General features: G+C 61.3%; 16 protein-coding genes. 12 read left to right on the forward strand and 4 right to left on the reverse strand.

Annotated elements, in window-relative coordinates; translation table 11 throughout:
- Nucleotides 1–294 precede the first annotated feature (294 nt).
- The 6 genes from ABD112_RS12470 to ABD112_RS12495 all read left to right on the forward strand — a co-directional run bounded on the left by ABD112_RS12470 (nt 295) and on the right by ABD112_RS12495 (nt 6,434).
- Nucleotides 295–1,428 (forward strand): ROK family transcriptional regulator, encoded by a 1,134-nt coding sequence (locus tag ABD112_RS12470; RefSeq protein WP_343926319.1) that lies wholly within the window; start codon nt 295–297, stop codon nt 1,426–1,428.
- Between the two features lie 68 nt (nt 1,429–1,496).
- Nucleotides 1,497–2,762, forward strand: a complete 1,266-nt coding sequence (locus ABD112_RS12475; protein WP_343926321.1) for an extracellular solute-binding protein — start codon at nt 1,497–1,499, stop codon at nt 2,760–2,762.
- 139 nt (nt 2,763–2,901) lie between these two features.
- Nucleotides 2,902–3,888 (forward strand): carbohydrate ABC transporter permease, encoded by a 987-nt coding sequence (locus ABD112_RS12480; RefSeq protein WP_343926323.1) that lies wholly within the window; start codon nt 2,902–2,904, stop codon nt 3,886–3,888.
- A complete protein-coding gene (locus ABD112_RS12485; protein WP_343926325.1) occupies nt 3,885–4,712 on the forward strand; it encodes a carbohydrate ABC transporter permease in 828 nt (275 codons plus the stop codon). Before ABD112_RS12480 ends, ABD112_RS12485 begins: the two co-directional genes overlap by 4 nt.
- Nucleotides 4,709–5,659: an ROK family protein gene (locus tag ABD112_RS12490; protein WP_343926327.1), complete on the forward strand. Its 951-nt coding sequence runs from the start codon at nt 4,709–4,711 to the stop codon at nt 5,657–5,659. The genes ABD112_RS12485 and ABD112_RS12490 overlap by 4 nt, the downstream gene beginning before the upstream one ends.
- A gap of 1 nt (nt 5,660) precedes the next feature.
- Nucleotides 5,661–6,434, forward strand: a complete 774-nt coding sequence (locus ABD112_RS12495; RefSeq protein ID WP_343926329.1) for a glucosamine-6-phosphate deaminase — start codon at nt 5,661–5,663, stop codon at nt 6,432–6,434.
- A 37-nt stretch (nt 6,435–6,471) separates the two neighbouring features.
- On the opposite strand, the gene purU is transcribed toward ABD112_RS12495, so the two are convergent.
- Nucleotides 6,472–7,314 (reverse strand): formyltetrahydrofolate deformylase, encoded by an 843-nt coding sequence (purU, locus tag ABD112_RS12500; protein WP_343926368.1) that lies wholly within the window; start codon nt 7,312–7,314, stop codon nt 6,472–6,474.
- A 52-nt stretch (nt 7,315–7,366) separates the two neighbouring features.
- Here purU and ABD112_RS12505 point away from each other — a divergent pair, with 52 nt between their 5' ends.
- Nucleotides 7,367–8,623 (forward strand): MFS transporter, encoded by a 1,257-nt coding sequence (locus tag ABD112_RS12505; protein WP_343926331.1) that lies wholly within the window; start codon nt 7,367–7,369, stop codon nt 8,621–8,623.
- On the opposite strand, the gene nagA is transcribed toward ABD112_RS12505, so the two are convergent.
- Both nagA and ABD112_RS12515 read right to left on the reverse strand, forming a co-directional pair.
- Complete coding sequence (gene nagA / locus ABD112_RS12510; protein ID WP_425563843.1) at nt 8,559–9,734, reverse strand: N-acetylglucosamine-6-phosphate deacetylase; 1,176 nt, start codon at nt 9,732–9,734, stop codon at nt 8,559–8,561. The two genes, ABD112_RS12505 and nagA, sit on opposite strands and share 65 nt — an antisense overlap.
- Nucleotides 9,728–11,209, reverse strand: a complete 1,482-nt coding sequence (locus tag ABD112_RS12515; protein ID WP_343926334.1) for a beta-N-acetylhexosaminidase — start codon at nt 11,207–11,209, stop codon at nt 9,728–9,730. The genes nagA and ABD112_RS12515 overlap by 7 nt, the downstream gene beginning before the upstream one ends.
- 128 nt (nt 11,210–11,337) lie before the next feature.
- Here ABD112_RS12515 and glyA point away from each other — a divergent pair, with 128 nt between their 5' ends.
- The 3 genes from glyA (at nt 11,338) to ABD112_RS12530 (ending at nt 13,876) form a co-directional block, all read left to right on the forward strand.
- A complete protein-coding gene (gene glyA / locus ABD112_RS12520; protein ID WP_343926336.1) occupies nt 11,338–12,621 on the forward strand; it encodes a serine hydroxymethyltransferase in 1,284 nt (427 codons plus the stop codon).
- 161 nt (nt 12,622–12,782) lie between these two features.
- Nucleotides 12,783–13,658, forward strand: a complete 876-nt coding sequence (locus ABD112_RS12525) for a bifunctional methylenetetrahydrofolate dehydrogenase/methenyltetrahydrofolate cyclohydrolase (protein WP_343926338.1) — start codon at nt 12,783–12,785, stop codon at nt 13,656–13,658.
- Nucleotides 13,659–13,714: 56 nt separating this feature from the next.
- Nucleotides 13,715–13,876 (forward strand): hypothetical protein, encoded by a 162-nt coding sequence (locus ABD112_RS12530; protein WP_343926340.1) that lies wholly within the window; start codon nt 13,715–13,717, stop codon nt 13,874–13,876.
- Between the two features lie 18 nt (nt 13,877–13,894).
- Here ABD112_RS12530 and ABD112_RS12535 read toward each other — a convergent pair whose 3' ends face one another.
- Entirely contained in the window at nt 13,895–14,914 is a 1,020-nt protein-coding gene (locus ABD112_RS12535; protein WP_343926342.1) for a galactokinase, read from the reverse strand.
- A gap of 43 nt (nt 14,915–14,957) precedes the next feature.
- On the opposite strand from ABD112_RS12535, the gene ABD112_RS12540 reads away from it, so the two are divergent.
- Together ABD112_RS12540 and ABD112_RS12545 are read left to right on the forward strand one after the other, a co-directional pair.
- Nucleotides 14,958–15,878 carry an aldose 1-epimerase family protein gene (locus ABD112_RS12540; protein ID WP_343926344.1) on the forward strand — a complete coding sequence of 307 codons (921 nt, stop codon included), beginning with the start codon at nt 14,958–14,960 and terminating at the stop codon, nt 15,876–15,878.
- 10 nt (nt 15,879–15,888) lie between these two features.
- Nucleotides 15,889–16,947, forward strand: coding sequence for a VIT1/CCC1 transporter family protein (locus tag ABD112_RS12545; protein WP_343926346.1), 1,059 nt, complete (start codon nt 15,889–15,891; stop codon nt 16,945–16,947).
- The last annotated feature ends 18 nt before the right edge of the window (nt 16,948–16,965 follow it).

Raw genomic sequence — 16,965 nt, forward strand, 5'->3', positions numbered from 1 at the left:
TCATCAAATGTCGGTATTGTGCGGTCAAGGAAGTGCAACCCTTCTCGGAGTGATCTCAATAACCACAACTTAGAAGGTGTTGCACTTCCGCTTAGAACCCGGGGGAGCAAGATCTCTCGTCTGATTTTGCGGTGAGCAATCAGGTCCCGAAGACACAGCCACCCGGTTGAACTCGACCGGTTTCGGCCGCGGGACACGGTGCGGCGCGCGGGACCGCGCCCGCGGCCCTAGATAACAATTTCGTCGCGAGGGTTGCAAATCTTTAGTTCGTAAAGTTTACTAACAAACATGACAATGGGGTTCACGAACGGAAAAGCATTACGGCCAACGGCGAAAGTGCTGCCAGAGCACGCGAGAAATCACAACCGCTCGCTCGTGATCCAAACGCTCTACCGTCAGGGTGAACTCAGCCGCGCCGACATCGCCCGCGAAACCGGCCTCACTCGTGTCACGATCTCCGACCTCATCGCCGAACTGATCATCGATGGTCTCGTCGTCGAAACCGGGCAGCGCGAGGGCAGCCGACCAGGCAAACCCGCGACCATGCTGGAACTCAACTCCGAAGCATTCCAGATCGTCGGCGTCGACCTCAGCGACTACAGCATCTTCCGCGGTGCCGTCATGGACCTGCACGGAGCAATCCGGCACCGTCACGAGATTCCTCTGACCGACAGCAGCGGTGCGGATGCCACGGCAAAAGTCATTGCACTCGTTGACGCCCTTCTCGCTCAGGTCACCCGCCCCGTGCTCGGCGTTGGCATCGGATCACCCGGTGTCGTCGATCTTGCCGGTGTCGTGCTGAGCGCGCCCAACCTCGGCTGGAACGACCTTCCGCTGCAGAGCATGCTCGCTGAACGCTTTGAGCTGCCCATCGTCGTCGCCAATGACGCTAACGTTGCGGCGCTCGCCGAACACAGCTTCGGCGGCGCTGCCAGCGACATGATGCTCGTCAAAGTTGGCCACGGTGTCGGCGCCGGGCTGCTCCTTGGTGGCATCCCCCTCTTCGGCAGTACATTCGCTGCTGGCGAGATTGGTCATGTCGTCGTCGGAACCGACGGTGGCATGGAATGTGCGTGCGGCAAGACCGGGTGCTTGGAAACTTGGTTAGCAACACCGCGGTTAGATGCAGCCCTTGCTGTGACATCCGATGACAACGCACGAAACACAGTTTTGGCAGAAGCAGGGCAACGCCTCGGTATCGCTCTCGCCCCTGTCGTCGGCGCGCTCAATCTCTCAGAGATTGTGTTGAGCGGACCGACCTCACTACTTGAAGGTGCGCTTAAAGACGCCACCGTCGAGACACTCCGCACGCGAACGATGGCTAAGTTCCATGGCGATCTGACCGTTCGGATGACAGCGCTCGGAGAGGACATTGTCATGCGCGGTGCAGCCGTGATGGTGCTCTCCGCGCAACTCGGAGTCTCATAGTCGAGCTCCATGCACTACGAGGTGTCCAGCTTTTCCGCTGACACCATCGCCCTAGGAAAGGAAAAACATTGAGGAAACTCAGTATCGCGGCGCTCGGCGTCGTGGCAGCGTTGGCTCTCGCAAGTTGTTCGGCGGGTGACGGCGGCAGCAGAGAGGCAGAAACTGCTGACCTGCGCGTGTGGTTGGTAGGAACGGATACGCCTCAAGAGGCCCGTGACTACCTGATCGACACGTTCGAGTCAGAGAACCCCGGATCAACTCTCACGATCGAAGAGCAGGCGTGGGGCGGTCTCGTCGACCTTCTCACCACCAACCTCTCCGGCAGCGACAGCCCCGACCTCGTCGAGGTTGGTAACACCCAGGCAGCAGCATTCACGTCGGCGGGCGCATTCCTCGACCTTACGGATGACTACGACGCTCTTGGTGGCGACGACCTGCTTCCCGGATTCGTTGAGGCCGGATCGTATGACGGCAAGTTCTATGCGGCACCGCTCTATTCCGGTTCGCGACTCGTCTTCTACAAGAAGGATGCACTGGCGGCAGCAGGCCTGAGCGTTCCGACCACCCTTGACGAGTACGTCAGCAACGGTGAAGCGCTGGCCGAAGCCAACCAGGGCGCATCCGGAATCTGGTGGCCAGGACAAGACTGGTACAACGCTCTTCCCTTCATCTGGGAGAACGGTGGCGAAGTAGCCACATTCGAGAGCAGCGGCTGGAAGTCACAGTTCTCCTCACCAGGGTCAATCGCCGGACTTGAACAGGTTCAAGAGGTTATGACGAAGGCGTCGCGTGCGCCGAAGGATGCCAACGAAACCAACCCACAGGTCGGCTACTGCGAGGGAACCACCCTTCAGTTGTCTGCACCCAGCTGGGTGAAGTGGTCGATCTTGGCTCCGCTCGACGCTGAGACCCCCGGTTGCCCCGATGAGGAAGCAAACCTCGGTGTCTACGCCATGCCAGGTAAGGATGGCGGCGCAGCGCAGGTCTTCGCTGGTGGATCGAACATCGCTGTCTCGGCCAACTCGGCACACCCTGAGCTCGCCAAGAAGGCTTTGGCGATCATCCTGAGTGACGAATTCCAGTCGATTTATGGCGCCAACGGTCTCGTGCCGGCCAAGCTTTCGCTGGCCGACACCCTAGGAACGGATGAGGTTGCCGCGGCAATTTCTGAAGCTGCCGGTGCTGCACGACTGACCCCTCCATCCCCTAAGTGGGCTGACGTTGAAGCTTCGGGTGCACTCACCGACTTCTTCGTTCAGATCGCTCAGGGTGGCGATGTGAAGTCACTTGCGAAGGATCTCGACGCGAGAATCGACAGCATCCTCAACGGTTAGCCCTGTGTGCCGGAAACGGTACAGGCTCTAGAAAAAGGGTGCTCGGCTCGGTCGCGCATGACTGAACCGAGCACCCGTTTCGTTGCCATCGCCCTAGGAAAAGGTTCGAGGCACAGTCCAATATTAACCGGGAGATCTTATGTCACCGAACCCCTCACTCGATATTGCTCCAAGCGATGTCGACGGTGACCGCCTAGTTGCACCTTCGCAGCCGGGCAGTCAGCGTGCGGTAAAGAAGCTACCCGCGCAGTTCACCCCCTATTCTTTGCTGATTCCTGCGACCGTAGTATTGGCCGCGGTAGTCGGTTGGCCGCTGGTCCAACTCGTGATTATGTCGTTCCAAGAGTTCGGTCGCGCGCAAGTATTTGGCGCACCGTCACCTTTCATCGGGTTCGACAACTATGTTGAGGTCCTGACAGATCAGGCGTTCTGGTTGGTCATGTTCCGCAGCTTCGCTTTCGCCGCGGTGTGTGTCAGCAGCACCATGGTGATGGGCACGTTGATCGCCTTGCTGATGAGTGCGCTCGGCAAAGTCATGCGGCTCATCCTGTCGATAGGGCTGCTGTTGGCGTGGGCTATGCCCGCACTGACCGCCACAATCGTGTGGGGGTGGATGTTCGACACCGGCTACGGCGTAGTGAACTTCGTTCTCACCCGGTGGTTTGGTCTCGACTATGCGGGCCACTCGTGGCTCATCGAGCCGCTCAGCTTCTTCTTCGTCGCCGCGCTCATCGTTATCTGGGGAGCGATACCGTTCGTTGCCTTCACGGTCTACGCGGGGCTCACCCAGGTGCCCGACGAGGTGCTCGAAGCTTCGCAGTTGGATGGTGCGGGGCCCGTGCAGTGCTTCAGACTCATTATTTTCCCGTACCTGCGTTCCATCTTCCTGGTGGTCCTCATCCTGCAAATCATTTGGGATCTTCGCGTCTTCACTCAGATTTTCGCGCTGCAGGGAATTGGCGGCATCAAGGAACAGACCTCAACTTTGGGTGTCTACATCTACCAAAACTCGCTCGGAACTGGGGAGTACGGCACCGGTGGTGCGATTGCGGTCATTACCGTGATTGTGATTACTGCGATCTCGTTCTACTACGTTCGCCAAAGCGTCAAGGAGGAAGAGCTGTGAAAAAGTTCTTATTGAGTGCGATCGCGGCCGTGATTACGGCATTCTCAATCTTTCCTGTCTATTGGATGGTGCAGACCTCATTCCAGCCGAATAACGAGATCCTCGGGTCTGAGGTCAACTTTTGGCCACAGACTTTCACCCTGCGCAACTATGAAACGGTGCTGTTCGATACGACGCGCTCGCAGTTCATGCCGGCGCTTGGCAACTCGATTGTTGTGACCGTCTCGACGGTTGTCATCGCCCTAGTTTTTGCGTTCTTGGCTTCACTAGCGGTGACCCGCTTTCGGTTCAAGAGCCGTAAGGGTTTCATCCTGACAATCCTGATCGTGCAGATGATCCCGGCTGAAGCCATGATCGTTTCCACTTATCGCGTGCTCGACAGCTGGTCGCTGCTCAACACGATCATGGGTCTCACGATTGTGTATGTAGCGACCGTGTTGCCCTTCACTATCTGGACGCTGCGCGGGTTCGTGAACGGGGTGCCGGTTGAGCTCGAAGAGGCGGCCATGATTGACGGTCTTTCGCGTTCGGGAGCGTTTTGGCGCATCACTTTGCCACTGCTCGCGCCCGGGCTCGTTGCTACGGGTGTGTTCGGCTTCATTCAGGCGTGGAACGAGTTCTTACTCGCCCTCGTCGTGAACTCGCGCCCCGAAATGATGACCCTTCCCGTGTGGTTACGAACGTTTCAAATCGCCAACGGCACCACCAACTGGGCGGCAATCATGGCTGGCTCAACGCTGATGGCAATCCCCGTCATCATCTTCTTCCTGGTCGTTCAAGGGCGGATGACGAGCGGTCTCGTTTCGGGGGCGGTGAAGGGGTGACTGCGATCTACAAAGTCGGCGTTGATATTGGCGGAACCAAGACGGATGCCGTTGCCATCGACGAGCACGGCGCGATTGCTGAGCGGGTGCGCGTTCGTTCCGGCATCGGGCCCGACGCGCTCGTCGCATCCACTGTTCAGGCGCTCGAAAAGTTGGCGAGCAGCGTTGGTGTGAACGCGATCGATTTCAGGAGCATTGGTATCGGCATTCCGGGAACAGTGGTGGATGGTTGTGTTTCCCATGCGCTCAATCTGGCGATCGATGGCCTCGACTTGGGCGCAGAACTTGATGCCCGGTTGGGCCGAAGCGTCAGCATCGACAACGATGTGAATGCGGCAGCGCTCGGCGCATTCCATCTCTTGGAGAACGACCCGAGCCATTCCATGGCTTTCCTCAATTTGGGCACAGGGCTGGCCGCGGGGCTCGTACTTGGAGGCTCCCTGTGGCGGGGCTCACGCGGCGCGGCGGGAGAGATTGGGCATGTGCCGATTGACCCTGATGGGCTTGAGTGTCCTTGCGGGCAGCGCGGCTGCCTCGAGACTGTGGCATCCGGGTCGGGAGTGGCGCGCATGTGGCCTACCAACTCTGATCAGCCGACGACTGCACTATTTGAGGCTGCGGCATCCGGAGACCTCCAGGCAATCGCCGTGCGCGCCCGGCTCGTAGAGAATGTTGCTGCGGCAGTGCGCCTTCTCGTGCTCACGATTGATGTGGATTCCGTAGTGTTGGGTGGCGGCGTCGCCACTCTCGATGATCTGCTCGATGATGTGCGAAAAGTGCTTGCGCGGTGGGAGACCACTTCGGCATTTCTCGCCTCAATCGGGTTGAGTAGTCGAGTGCACGGATTGCCGCCAGGGTTTCCTGCAGCGGCTGTTGGTGCCGCGATGGTGAGTAGTGAGACGACAGCAACACTGACGAGAAGCGCGATTAGCGCAAGAGGGTTATAACGTGGCAGAAGTAGTAATTGTTGATTCGAAAGAGGCTGCCGGCGAGGTTTCTGCAGACCTCATCGAGGCACTCGTGCGCCGAACACCGGATGCCGTCCTCGGCCTAGCGACGGGGTCGACGCCCTTAACAACATGGTCTGCGCTCGCGGCTCGTGCCCTCGATCTTTCTGCTGTGCGGGGGTTTGCTCTCGATGAGTATGTTGGATTGCCTGCTGGGCATCCTGAGAGCTACCGTTCGGTGATTACTCGGGAGGTTGTTGAGCCTCTCGGGTTGACGCCGTCGCTGGTGCAGGTGCCGGCGGAGAGTGGCCCGGTGGAAACAGCGGGGGCCGACTATGAACGCGCGATCGTTGCTGCAGGCGGCGTTGATCTCCAGATTTTGGGGATCGGGTCGACGGGTCATATTGGTTTCAATGAGCCGGGGTCGTCGTTTGCGTCACTCACCCGGGTGAAAACGCTCACGCAGCAGACCCGGCTCGATAACGCGCGCTTCTTTGACTCGACCGAATTGGTGCCGACGCACTGTGTCACGCAGGGGCTCGGCACGATTCAGCGTGCTGGGCACCTGGTGCTGATCGCGTTTGGTGAAGCGAAAGCCGCGGCGCTCGCGGGTGCCGTGGAGGGTCCGGTGACGGCGAGCCTGCCTGGGTCGGCAATTCAGTTGCACTCGACCGTCACGGTAATTGTGGATGAGGCTGCGGCATCCGAGCTGAAGTTTGCCGACTACTACCGCTATTCGTGGGAGAACCGCCTTGATTGGGAGCGGCTGCACTAGCGCAGCGAAGGCTGCCGCGAAAGTGCCGCAACAGCCCCTAGCGGAAGATGATGGTGCGCGCACCATCGAGCAGCACGCGATCTTCGGCAAACCACTTCACGGCCTGCGTGAGGGTGCGGCTTTCTTCGTCTTGACCGATTGAGACGAGTTCGCTTGACGTGCTGGCGTGATCAACCCGCACGACGTTCTGTTCGATTATGGGCCCCTCGTCGAGGTCGCTTGTCACGAAGTGCGCGGTGGCGCCGATGAGTTTCACTCCGCGAGCGTGTGCCTGCTTGTAGGGGTTTGCGCCCTTGAAGCCGGGGAGGAAGGAGTGGTGAATGTTGATGATTTTGCCGCTTAACTGTTCGCACAGCTCGGGTGACAGAATCTGCATGTAGCGGGCGAGCACAACCAGTTCGATGTCGTGCTGCTCAACAACCTCGAGGATGCGGTCTTCGAAGGCCAATTTCTGGCCGGGAGTGGTGACCGCGTGTGACTCGAACGGCACTTCATAGAATGTGGCGAGCGAACCCAGGTCGGGGTGATTGCTCATGATGAGCGGCATATCGATCGCTAGCTGGCCGGCGCGCTGGCGGTAGAGGAGGTCGTTGACGCAGTGTCCGGCTTTGGACGCCAACACAAGGGTGCGCAGGGGGCGCCCCACAACGTCAAGCTGCCATTCCATCGCGTAGCGCTCGGTCACGGGGGCGAGAGCCTGCTCGAAAACTTCGCGCGGAGCATCCGACTCCACCTGCAACCGCATGAAGAAGCGGCCCGTGTCGCCGCTGGAGAACTGCTGCGACTCGGTGATGTTTCCCCCGGCCTCAACGATGGCGCCACTAATGGCGTGCACGATGCCGGGCCTGTCGTCACAAGTGAGGGTTACGATCCAGTGCATTGAGGTGGTCACGGAATCAGCGTACCGGTGCCAGCGGTAAGCTAAGTCAAACATGAGCACGCCACGTACTTCACCATCATCCTCGTCATCTCAGGCGTTTCCTTGGGCGGGTCTTTTCACCCTCTCGGCGCTGATCTTCACTTCGGTTACCAGCGAGTGGTTGCCCACCGGATTGTTACCGGAGATCGCGGCCGAGCTGTCGGTTTCGGAATCGCAGGTCGGCCTGCTCATCACGATCTTTGCCGCGACCGTCGTGCTCTCGACAGCACCGCTCGCCGCGCTCACCCGCAATCACTCGCGCAAGAAGCTTGTTATTGCGGTGCTGCTGGTCTTCGTAGTCGGCAACCTGCTGGCCGCGGCAGCACCCAACTATGCGGTGCTCGTCGTTGCCCGCGTGATCGGCGGACTCTCACACGGCCTCTTCTGGGCTGTTGTCGGTGCGTACTCCGCCCACCTCGTTCCGCCGCATCAGGTCGGTCGTGCCGTTGCTGTCACGAGTGCGGGAGCTACTGCTGCCTTCGTGCTCGGGGTGCCGGTCGGAACTGCCCTCGGCCACGCTCTCGGATGGCGGCTCGCCTTCGTCGTCATTGCGGTCATCATCCTCGCGCTCACCATCATGGTGGTGCGCGTACTTCCGCCGGTCGACCACCAGCAGCCCCTTGCCACTGGCGAGATATCGATCCCGTTGCGCAAAGACCGTTCGGTTCCCGGCGTGATTTACGTGTGCATTCTTGTGGCGCTCGTGATGCTCGGCCACAACCTCTTCTATACCTACATCGTTCCGTACCTCATCGGACCGGCAGGCACCGAGCCCGGTGCTGTCGCTGGTGTGCTCCTCATTTTCGGTGCTGCTGGTGCAGTTGGGCTTGCGCTCGCCGGCCTTCTCATCGACCGCTTCCCTCGCAGCATCATCGCCGTCACCGTCGCCCTCGTGGCAATCTGCGCGGCACTGCTCGGCATGTTCCCCGATGAGCCGTGGATCATGTTCCCCGTCATCGCGATCTGGGGAATGGCGTTCGGTGGAGTGCCCGCGATGATTCAGACGCGACTGCTGCAACTTGTCTCGCCACGCATGCGCGACGTCGGCTCGGCCTACCTCACGACCTCGTTCAACATCGGCATCGGCGGCGGCGCACTCTTAGGTGGCATCCTTCTCGACCAGAAGGGTGTCATCTCGCTACCGTTCGTCGACGCCGCAATCCTCGGTGTCGCCGTCGTGTTCGCGGTAGTTGGTGGCGAACTGCTTAGGCGTCGTGCTGACCGGGCTGCGGCAGTTCGAGACCAGCAGCCCACACCGCCTGCACCCTAAAGTCGGCGTCGAGCAACACGGCGTCGGCGGCGAATCCGGGCGCAAGCGAGCCTAGGTCGCCTTCGCGCCCAATCGCGCGGGCAGGCACTGCGGTTGCTGCGGCAACAGCCTGAGGCACGCTCAAGCCAACCTCGGTGACGGCTCGACGCACCGCGACATCCATTGTCAGAGTTGAACCGGCAATCGAGCCGCCGTCGCTCAACCGAGCAACGCCATTGGTCACCGTGACGTCGAGGGAGCCGAGCGTGTAGTGCCCGTCGCTCGCGCAGGCAGCGGCCATCGCGTCAGTAACTAACGCGACGCGGCCAGGGGCCGACGCGAACAACATCTTCACGACATCCGGATGCACGTGCACGCCGTCATTGATGACCTCGAGTGTCACCGACTCACGACTGATCGCCGCAGTGATCGGACCGGGAGCGCGGTGGTGGATGCCATTCATGGCGTTAAAGGCATGGGTCAGCAGCCGTGCGCCGGCGTCAAACGCGGCGAGGGTTTGGTCGTAGTCAGCCGAGGTGTGGCCAACGGCAACCGCGACGCCCGCTTCTGTGAGCTGCGCGATCGCATCCAGTGCGCCGTCGAGTTCTGGGGCCATGGTGATGTGCTGCAGTGTGCCTGCGGCGGCAGCGAGAAGTTCGTCGATCTCGCCGGGCGTAGGATTGCGCAGCACGTCAGGGCTATGGGCGCCTTTGAACGCCGCATCGAGAAATGGGCCTTCGAGGTGGCTACCGAGCACGAGCGGATCGATCGCTGTTAGTTCGGCGATCGCGGCCAGGTTGTGCATGAGGCTTGCATGGTCACCGCTGACGAGTGAGATAACCGAGCGGGTGGTCCCATGGGCGCGATGTACCGAAAGCGCGCTGCGGATCGCGACTGCACCATCGTCAAAGGCTGCCGCATTGCCGCCGTGACAGTGAATGTCGATGAATCCGGGGGTGAGGTAACTGCCGGCCGCGTCGGTGATTGCGCTGTCGTTGTCGGCGTGCACGCGCCATTCTTTGCCGACCCCGGTAGCGGTGATCGTGTCGCCGCTCCACGCGACCCAACCGTCGGCCACAAGCTCGGCGCCGGTGACCAACTGCGCAGAATGGATGACGTGGTCGTTCACGATTGTTGACTCATCTCGGGTACGCGGTTGTAGGCGATCTCTGCGGCATCAAGCCGCGGGGCATAGTCTGCCAGACGACGAGTGAAATCGTTCCAATCGTGGACCGAGCGCGGAGACCACGCGATCTCGGCCGCCGCGATGATGCGGGGGAATGCCATATATTCCAGATCGCGCACGTTATCGATTGTTTCAGTCCAGATGGGTGCTTCGATACCCAGGATGTGCTCATCAGTGATCCCTTCGACGATCGCCGCAGGGTCCCAGTGGTAGGCATCGCTCAACGTTGTTGGGCCGTCTGCCCATTCCAACCCGAGCTTCTCGTCACTGGCATATTTCATATCCAGATAGATTGCGTCGGCGGGCGACATAATCATGCGGCCACCCTGCTGAATGAATGAGTTCACCCGCTTGTCGGCATCCTCTCGAGGGGTCACGTAGCTCCAGTACTGGCCAATCGTGCCTTCGGGCAGATCGCCACTGCGCCCCAGCTCGTGCCAGCCGATGAGGGTTTTGCCGTGGCTCGTCGCGATCTCCGTCGCTCGCTTGATGAAGGCCAGGTAATCTTCGTCGCTGGTCGCGAGAGATTCGTCGCCGCCCAAGTGAAGGTACGGGCCCGGCGTGAGTTCGCTGACCTCGCGAAACACGTCATCCAGAAACTGGTACGTCACCTCTTTGTCGATGCAGAGCGAGCTGAAACCTACTTCGATGCCCGCGTACGGCTCGCGGGCAACGTCATCACAATTGAGTTCGGGGTAGGCGACAAGCGCCGCATTGGTGTGACCGGGCACATCGACTTCAGGCACCACTGTGATGTAGCGGGATGCCGCATAATCGACGATTTCGGTGTAGTCAGCTTTGCTGTAGAAACCACCGTGGCCACCACCAACCGCCGTGGTCGCCCCGAGCGCGGTGAGGTTCGGCCACGAGTTGATGTGCAGGCGCCAGCCCTGGTCGTCGGTGAGGTGCAGGTGCAACACATTGAGCTTGAGCAGCGCCATTCGGTCGACGTAGCGCTTGACCGCAGCGACGTCGAAGAAGTGGCGTGCGACATCGAGCATGGCGCCGCGATAGGAAAAGCGGGGGTAGTCGTGGATCTCGATGCCCGCTACGAGCCAGGTCACGTCCTGTGTCGTGGAGGCTTCGATCGCGACCGGGAGCAACTGGCGCAGGGTCTGTACTCCGGCAAAAAGGCTGGGGACATCATCCGCTCGCAGTTCGATACGGGCTTCGGTGACGCTAAGGCGGTACCCGGGGGTTGGTAAGTCGGTGGCGCCAATAGTGAGAGAGATGGCACCGCTGGCGTCTTCTTGGTCGATGGTCAGGGCGAATCCGGTGGCGGGCTGCAGCAGTTCTGCTAGGTAGCGAGCAACGGCTTCCGCATCGCCGGGGGCGTGGATGCGCGTGCCAGCGGTGAGCTCGAAATGTCCGCTGCTGGCGCTCAAGTGCACGGGCGCGGGCATCACAGGGGGATTCGTCATTGACTTCCGATCGGCGAGGGGTTTGTCAGGGTTCCTAACTAACTACGACTAATTCTTGCAGGTTCTCGCTACGTTGACCAGCACCCGGTAGATTTGATGCATCCACCCATGTCGCAAGGAGCTCATCTGTGTCAACATTCCTTTCTCCTCTGTCTGAGGTAGACCCCGAGATCGCTGCGGTGCTCGCTCAAGAGCTGGGCCGTCAGCGAAATACCCTCGAGATGATCGCAAGCGAAAACTTCGTTCCGCGTGCCGTACTCGAAGCACAGGGTTCGGTTCTTACCAACAAGTACGCAGAGGGTTACCCGGGTCGCCGTTACTACGGCGGTTGCGAATTTGTGGATATTGCAGAGAAGCTCGCCATCGAGCGCGCCAAGAGCCTGTTCGGTTCCGCCTTCGCGAACGTTCAACCTCACTCGGGTGCTTCAGCCAACGCCGCAGTGCTGTCGGCTATCGCAAAGCCCGGCGACCGCATCCTCGGTCTCTCGCTTGATCACGGCGGGCACCTCACCCACGGTATGCGCCTCAACTTCTCCGGCAAGCTGTACGAAGCTCACGCCTATGGTGTAAATGAAGAAACCGGCGTTCTCGACATGGCCGACGTTCGGGCGAAGGCCATCGAGGTTCAGCCGCACGTCATCATCGCTGGCTGGTCGGCCTACACTCGCCAGCTCGACTTCGCTGCCTTCCGTGAGATTGCGGATGAAGTTGGCGCAGTCCTGTGGGTAGACATGGCGCACTTCGCCGGTCTCGTCGCCGCTGGCCTGCACCCGTCGCCGGTTCCTTTCGCCGATGTTGTGTCGTCGACCGTGCACAAGACCATCGGTGGTCCGCGCTCGGGCTTCATCCTCACCAATAACGTTGACTTCGCGAAGAAGATCAACTCGAATGTGTTCCCCGGTCAGCAGGGTGGACCGCTCATGCACGTGATCGCCGCCAAGGCGACCGCATTCATGCTTGCGGCAACTCCTGAATTCAAGGACCGCCAGGAGCGCACCCTTCGTGGCGCCAAGCTTCTTGCCGAGCGTCTCGTGCGTGACGACATGAAGGACCTCGGTATTGACGTGCTGACGGGAGGCACTGACGTGCACCTCGTGCTCGTTGACCTTCGCAAGTCAGAGCTCAACGGTCAAGAAGCCGAAGACCTGCTGCACTCCGTCGACATCACCGTGAACCGCAACGCGGTACCGGCCGACCCACGCCCGCCAATGGTGACCTCCGGGTTGCGCATCGGAACGCCAGCCCTCGCCACCCGCGGCTTCGACGACGCTGAATTCACTGAGGTCGCCGACATCATCGCCGAAACCCTCAAGCCCGGTGCAGACATCGCCGCGTTGCAGGCCCGTGCCCGCGCGCTCGCCGATGCCTTCCCGCTCTACGAAGGACTCGAGAGCCCCGGTAGTTGGGCATAGCCAGCACCAACCTGAGCTAATCAGCCGAAATCTGGGCCAAACAGGCACAACTAAAGAGCCCGTCGCCGTGTGAACATTGCGGTGGGCTCTTTAGCGTTTAATGGACATGGCAGTTGTGTAGGTGGCCAAACAGCGCGTTGGCCCGATTCGAACGGAAAACGATGACCGCAGTGAAACTTGACGGTGTTGCTACGGCAACCGCAGTAAAGAACGAACTGCGTGTTCGCGTCGACGCCCTCAAGGCCCGCGGCATCACGCCGGGCCTCGGCACCCTGCTCGTTGGTGACGACCCGGGGTCGCGTTCCTACGTTGCCGGCAAGCATCGCGACTGTGCCGAAATTGGCATCGAGTCGTTCCGCGTTGATTTGCCGGCCACGGCATCCGCTGACGAAGTTCGGGATGCCATTGTTGCGTTGAACGAAAACCCTGCTGTCACGGGCTACATCATTCAGTTGCCGCTGCCCGCCGGTCTCGATGAGAACGCGATGCTCGAACTTATGGACCCCGCAAAGGACGCGGATGGTTTGCACCCCACCAACCTCGGTCGCCTCGTGCTCGGTGTTGGCTCCACACTCGATTCGCCGCTGCCTTGCACCCCGGCCGGCATCGTCGAAATGCTTGAGCGCTACGCTGTGCCGATCTCGGGCAAACACGTTGTCGTTGTCGGTCGTGGGCTCACCGTCGGTCGCCCCATCGGACTGCTGCTCACCCGTAAGGGGTTGGATGCCACGGTCACGCTTACCCATTCCCGCACCACCCAGCTTGAAACCCACGTTCGCCAAGCCGACATCGTGGTTGCGGCAGTGGGGTCCGCTGGGCTTATCCGCCCCGAGTGGATCAAGCCGGGCGCCGCAGTGCTCGATGTCGGAATCACTCGCGTTGTCGATCCCGAAACCGGCAAGGGCCGTCTCGTGGGAGACGTTGATCCCGGTGTTGCCGAAATCGCCGGCTACCTGTCGCCGATGCCCGGTGGGGTTGGTCCGATGACCCGCGCCATGCTCCTCAAGAACGTCGTCGACGCGGCCGAACGGCTGTAACAGTGTCGATCAAGCGCCCTTCGGAGTCGCAGCCTCAAGCGAGGCAGCCTCACGTGATGCGGCCTCAAGGCGCGCCGCCTCAAGCGACGCCGCACCACCAGGCGGCAAAGCGCACGCCACGCAAACGCCGCTTTCCCTGGGCGCAAGTCTGGGTGTGGGCAGGCACGGTCGTCGCGATCGCTTTCGCTGTCGCGTTCGTACTGAAGGTGCTCGCTTAGCGCATACCGCTCACCAAGCTAGCGGTCGCGCAGGGCACCCTGCGACGGGGAGACGGCCTCCACGGTGGGTTGCCCCATCGCGTGCTCGGCGAAGGCTCCATCGAGGGCTACTCGCACCCGAGATGCTGTGTCGGTGTCGACGAGGGCGATGGCCACTCCGCTGAAGGGGCGCCCGAGCATCCGCGCCCCCAATGCACCGGCAGTCATAGCGGTCTCAACCGCGAGATCAATCTCGGTGGTAGAAATGCCGTATTCGTCGCGCAGGCTCGCATGGGAGGCATCGAGCAGCGCCCCAAGAAGTCGGGGTGTTTCGTCGCGGATCGCCAGTGCCGCGTCACGAACCCGCTGATTTTCGGTGACGCTGTGAAGGGTGCGACGCACATCGTCATCGGCTATTGTCGTCTCGAGCGCGTCGGCGGTGGGCCGATCAGTGTCGATTACTAGCAGTTCGAGCCCGGCGGTCTGCCAGTCGAGGGGGAGCAGTTCTGGGCGAATCTCGCCTTCGAGCCGCACGAGGGCGTGGTCGTCAAGCGCGAACACGCACGCAGCAACATCCGGGTGGTGGGGCAAATGGGCAACCTGCTCGCCTAGGTTCCACAGATCCGTCAGGGCTAGGGCAAGCGCGGCCTCCAGCGCCGATGACGAACCAAGACCGGCACCCACCGGAACCGTCGTATCGATGAACACCTCAACACCGCTGAGTTCGCGCTGGTTGGCGGATGCCGCCATCACCTCCTGCACAATGGCCAGTGCAATGCGGCTCCACCCTGCTGCACTTTCGTCGGTCGCGAGCTCATCGAGCTCCACCGTGACGAGTTCATCAACAAGAGCACTCGCAATGCGCACCGAACGATCGCTGCGAGTGGAGGCGGCGAGCACGGTGCGACGATTGATGGCAATCGCGAGTTCGGCATCCGTGTCGGGGCTATCGGCAGTGCCGAGAAGGGTGAGGCGACCGGGGGCCGACCACACGCCATCGGCGGGGTGACCGAAGACGGCCTCAAAGTCGACAAGGACGTCATCGCGAATATCTGACATGGGTGCTTCCTGATTGTGAGTTCTACGCCGGTAGGCTGTTGCGGTGAGCGCACCTACCGGAACCCAGTACATCATCACTCGCGTCACCGAACAGGGTGAGGCGCGAGCAACTGTAACTGAACTTGCTGCGTCGCTTCGCGAGTTCAGCATCGGCGGGGTTGATCTCGTTGAGTCGTACGCCGAATCGGCGATGCCTCCGTTCGCTGACGGCATTGTTTTGGTTCCGTGGCCCAACCGCATCGAAGACGGTCAATGGATGCTCGACGGCGCCGTTCAGCAACTCGATATCACTGAGGGCGATCGCAACAACGCCATCCACGGTCTGCTTCGCAACACGGGCTATTCGCTCATCGAGCGCACCCCGGAGTCGGTCACGTTGGGTGCCACAGTGTTCCCACAGCACGGGTACCCCTTCCGCCTGCATACAACGGTGCGCTACGAACTGGTCGAGAGTGGACTTCGCGTCACTCACACCGCCACCAACCTGTCGGATACCGCAGCCCCGTATGCGCTCGGCACGCATCCATTCTTCAGAATTGGCGACACCCCCATTGCGCAGCTCACGCTCACGATGACCGCCGATACTCGCTTCGAGTCGAACGAGCGCCTCATCCCGACCGGCGAAGTTGCGGTGGCAGGCACCGAGTTCGACCTCAGCGGTGGCCGCCCTGTCGGTGAGTTAGATCTCGACACCGCATTTGCTGGGGTTGAAGTGGTTGACGGGGTTGCAGCGCGACTTACGGCGCCTGACGGCCGCGAGCTTCGACTCACGGTTGACGAGAACTTCGACTTCGTTCAACTGTTCACGCCTCGCAACTTTCCGACCCTCGCTGGCGTCGGCCAGGCAGTCGCGATCGAACCGATGACGGGAGCGCCCAACGCCTTCAACACGGGTCGTGGCCTGCTGTGGCTTGAACCAGGCGTCGAGTTCGAGGCCAACTGGGGCGTTGAGTTCTCCGCATGAGGTGCTCCGAATGAGGCCCGAACCTAGCGCTCGCGATGCTCGACGGTGGCGACGCTATCTCGCCGCAGAACGTGCTGAAGCTGCAATCTATCGTGACCTCGCATCCCGCCGCAGCGGGGAAGAGCGCGAGATTTTGTTGGCACTCGCCACCGCCGAGAAACGCCACGAAGACCACTGGTTGACCCTGCTGGGGGATCGCGCCGGGCGGCCGCTGCCCACTGACCCCCGCACGCGGATGCTCGGATTCTTGGCCCGCCGTTTCGGTTCCGTCTTTGTGCTCGCGCTCGCGCAACGAGCAGAATCACGATCGCCGTATGTGGATGACGCCGACGCCACCGACACGATGGCCGCCGATGAGGCGGTGCACGAGGAAGTAGTTCGGGCCCTCGCCACTCGCGGTCGCCAACGCCTCTCCGGCACGTTTCGCGCCGCAGTGTTTGGAACCAACGACGGGCTCGTCTCCAACCTCGCCCTCGTGCTTGGCATGAGTGCCGCCGGCCTCCCCACGAACATTGTGTTGCTCACCGGAGTCGCCGGCCTGCTCGCCGGTGCGCTCTCGATGGCCGCCGGTGAATACGTGTCGGTGCGATCACAACTTGAGCTGGAGAACGCAGCAGCGCACGGCCCCATCGCCACCGATTCCGTCACCCATCTTGACGTCAACAAGAACGAGTTGGCGCTTGTCTACCGGGCTCGCGGAATGAGCGCTCAGGAGGCAGAGTTGCGTGCCGCAGACGTGCTGGCGGGTACGCAGTCACAGCCGGAGACGGCGACGTTTGCACACAATCCCATTGGCTCGGCGGTTGGGGCATCCGCCTCAAGCTTTGCGTTCTTTGCATCTGGCGCGGTTATCCCGGTGCTGCCGTATCTGTTTGGTGCTGAAGGCCTCACCGCAGTGTTCATCGCTGCTGCGCTCGTGGGGGTGGCCCTTCTCGTTACCGGCGCCATCGTCGGTTTGCTCTCGGGTGCGTCACCGCTGAAACGTGCCATGCGGCAACTGGCCATTGGCTACGGCGCCGCTGCGGCCACCTACCTCCTAGGTCTACTATTCGGGGTAAGCGTCGGCTAGTTCGGTGGCGGCGGGAAC

This window comes from Rhodoglobus aureus (genome assembly GCF_039527955.1).
Classification (GTDB): domain Bacteria; phylum Actinomycetota; class Actinomycetes; order Actinomycetales; family Microbacteriaceae; genus Rhodoglobus; species Rhodoglobus aureus.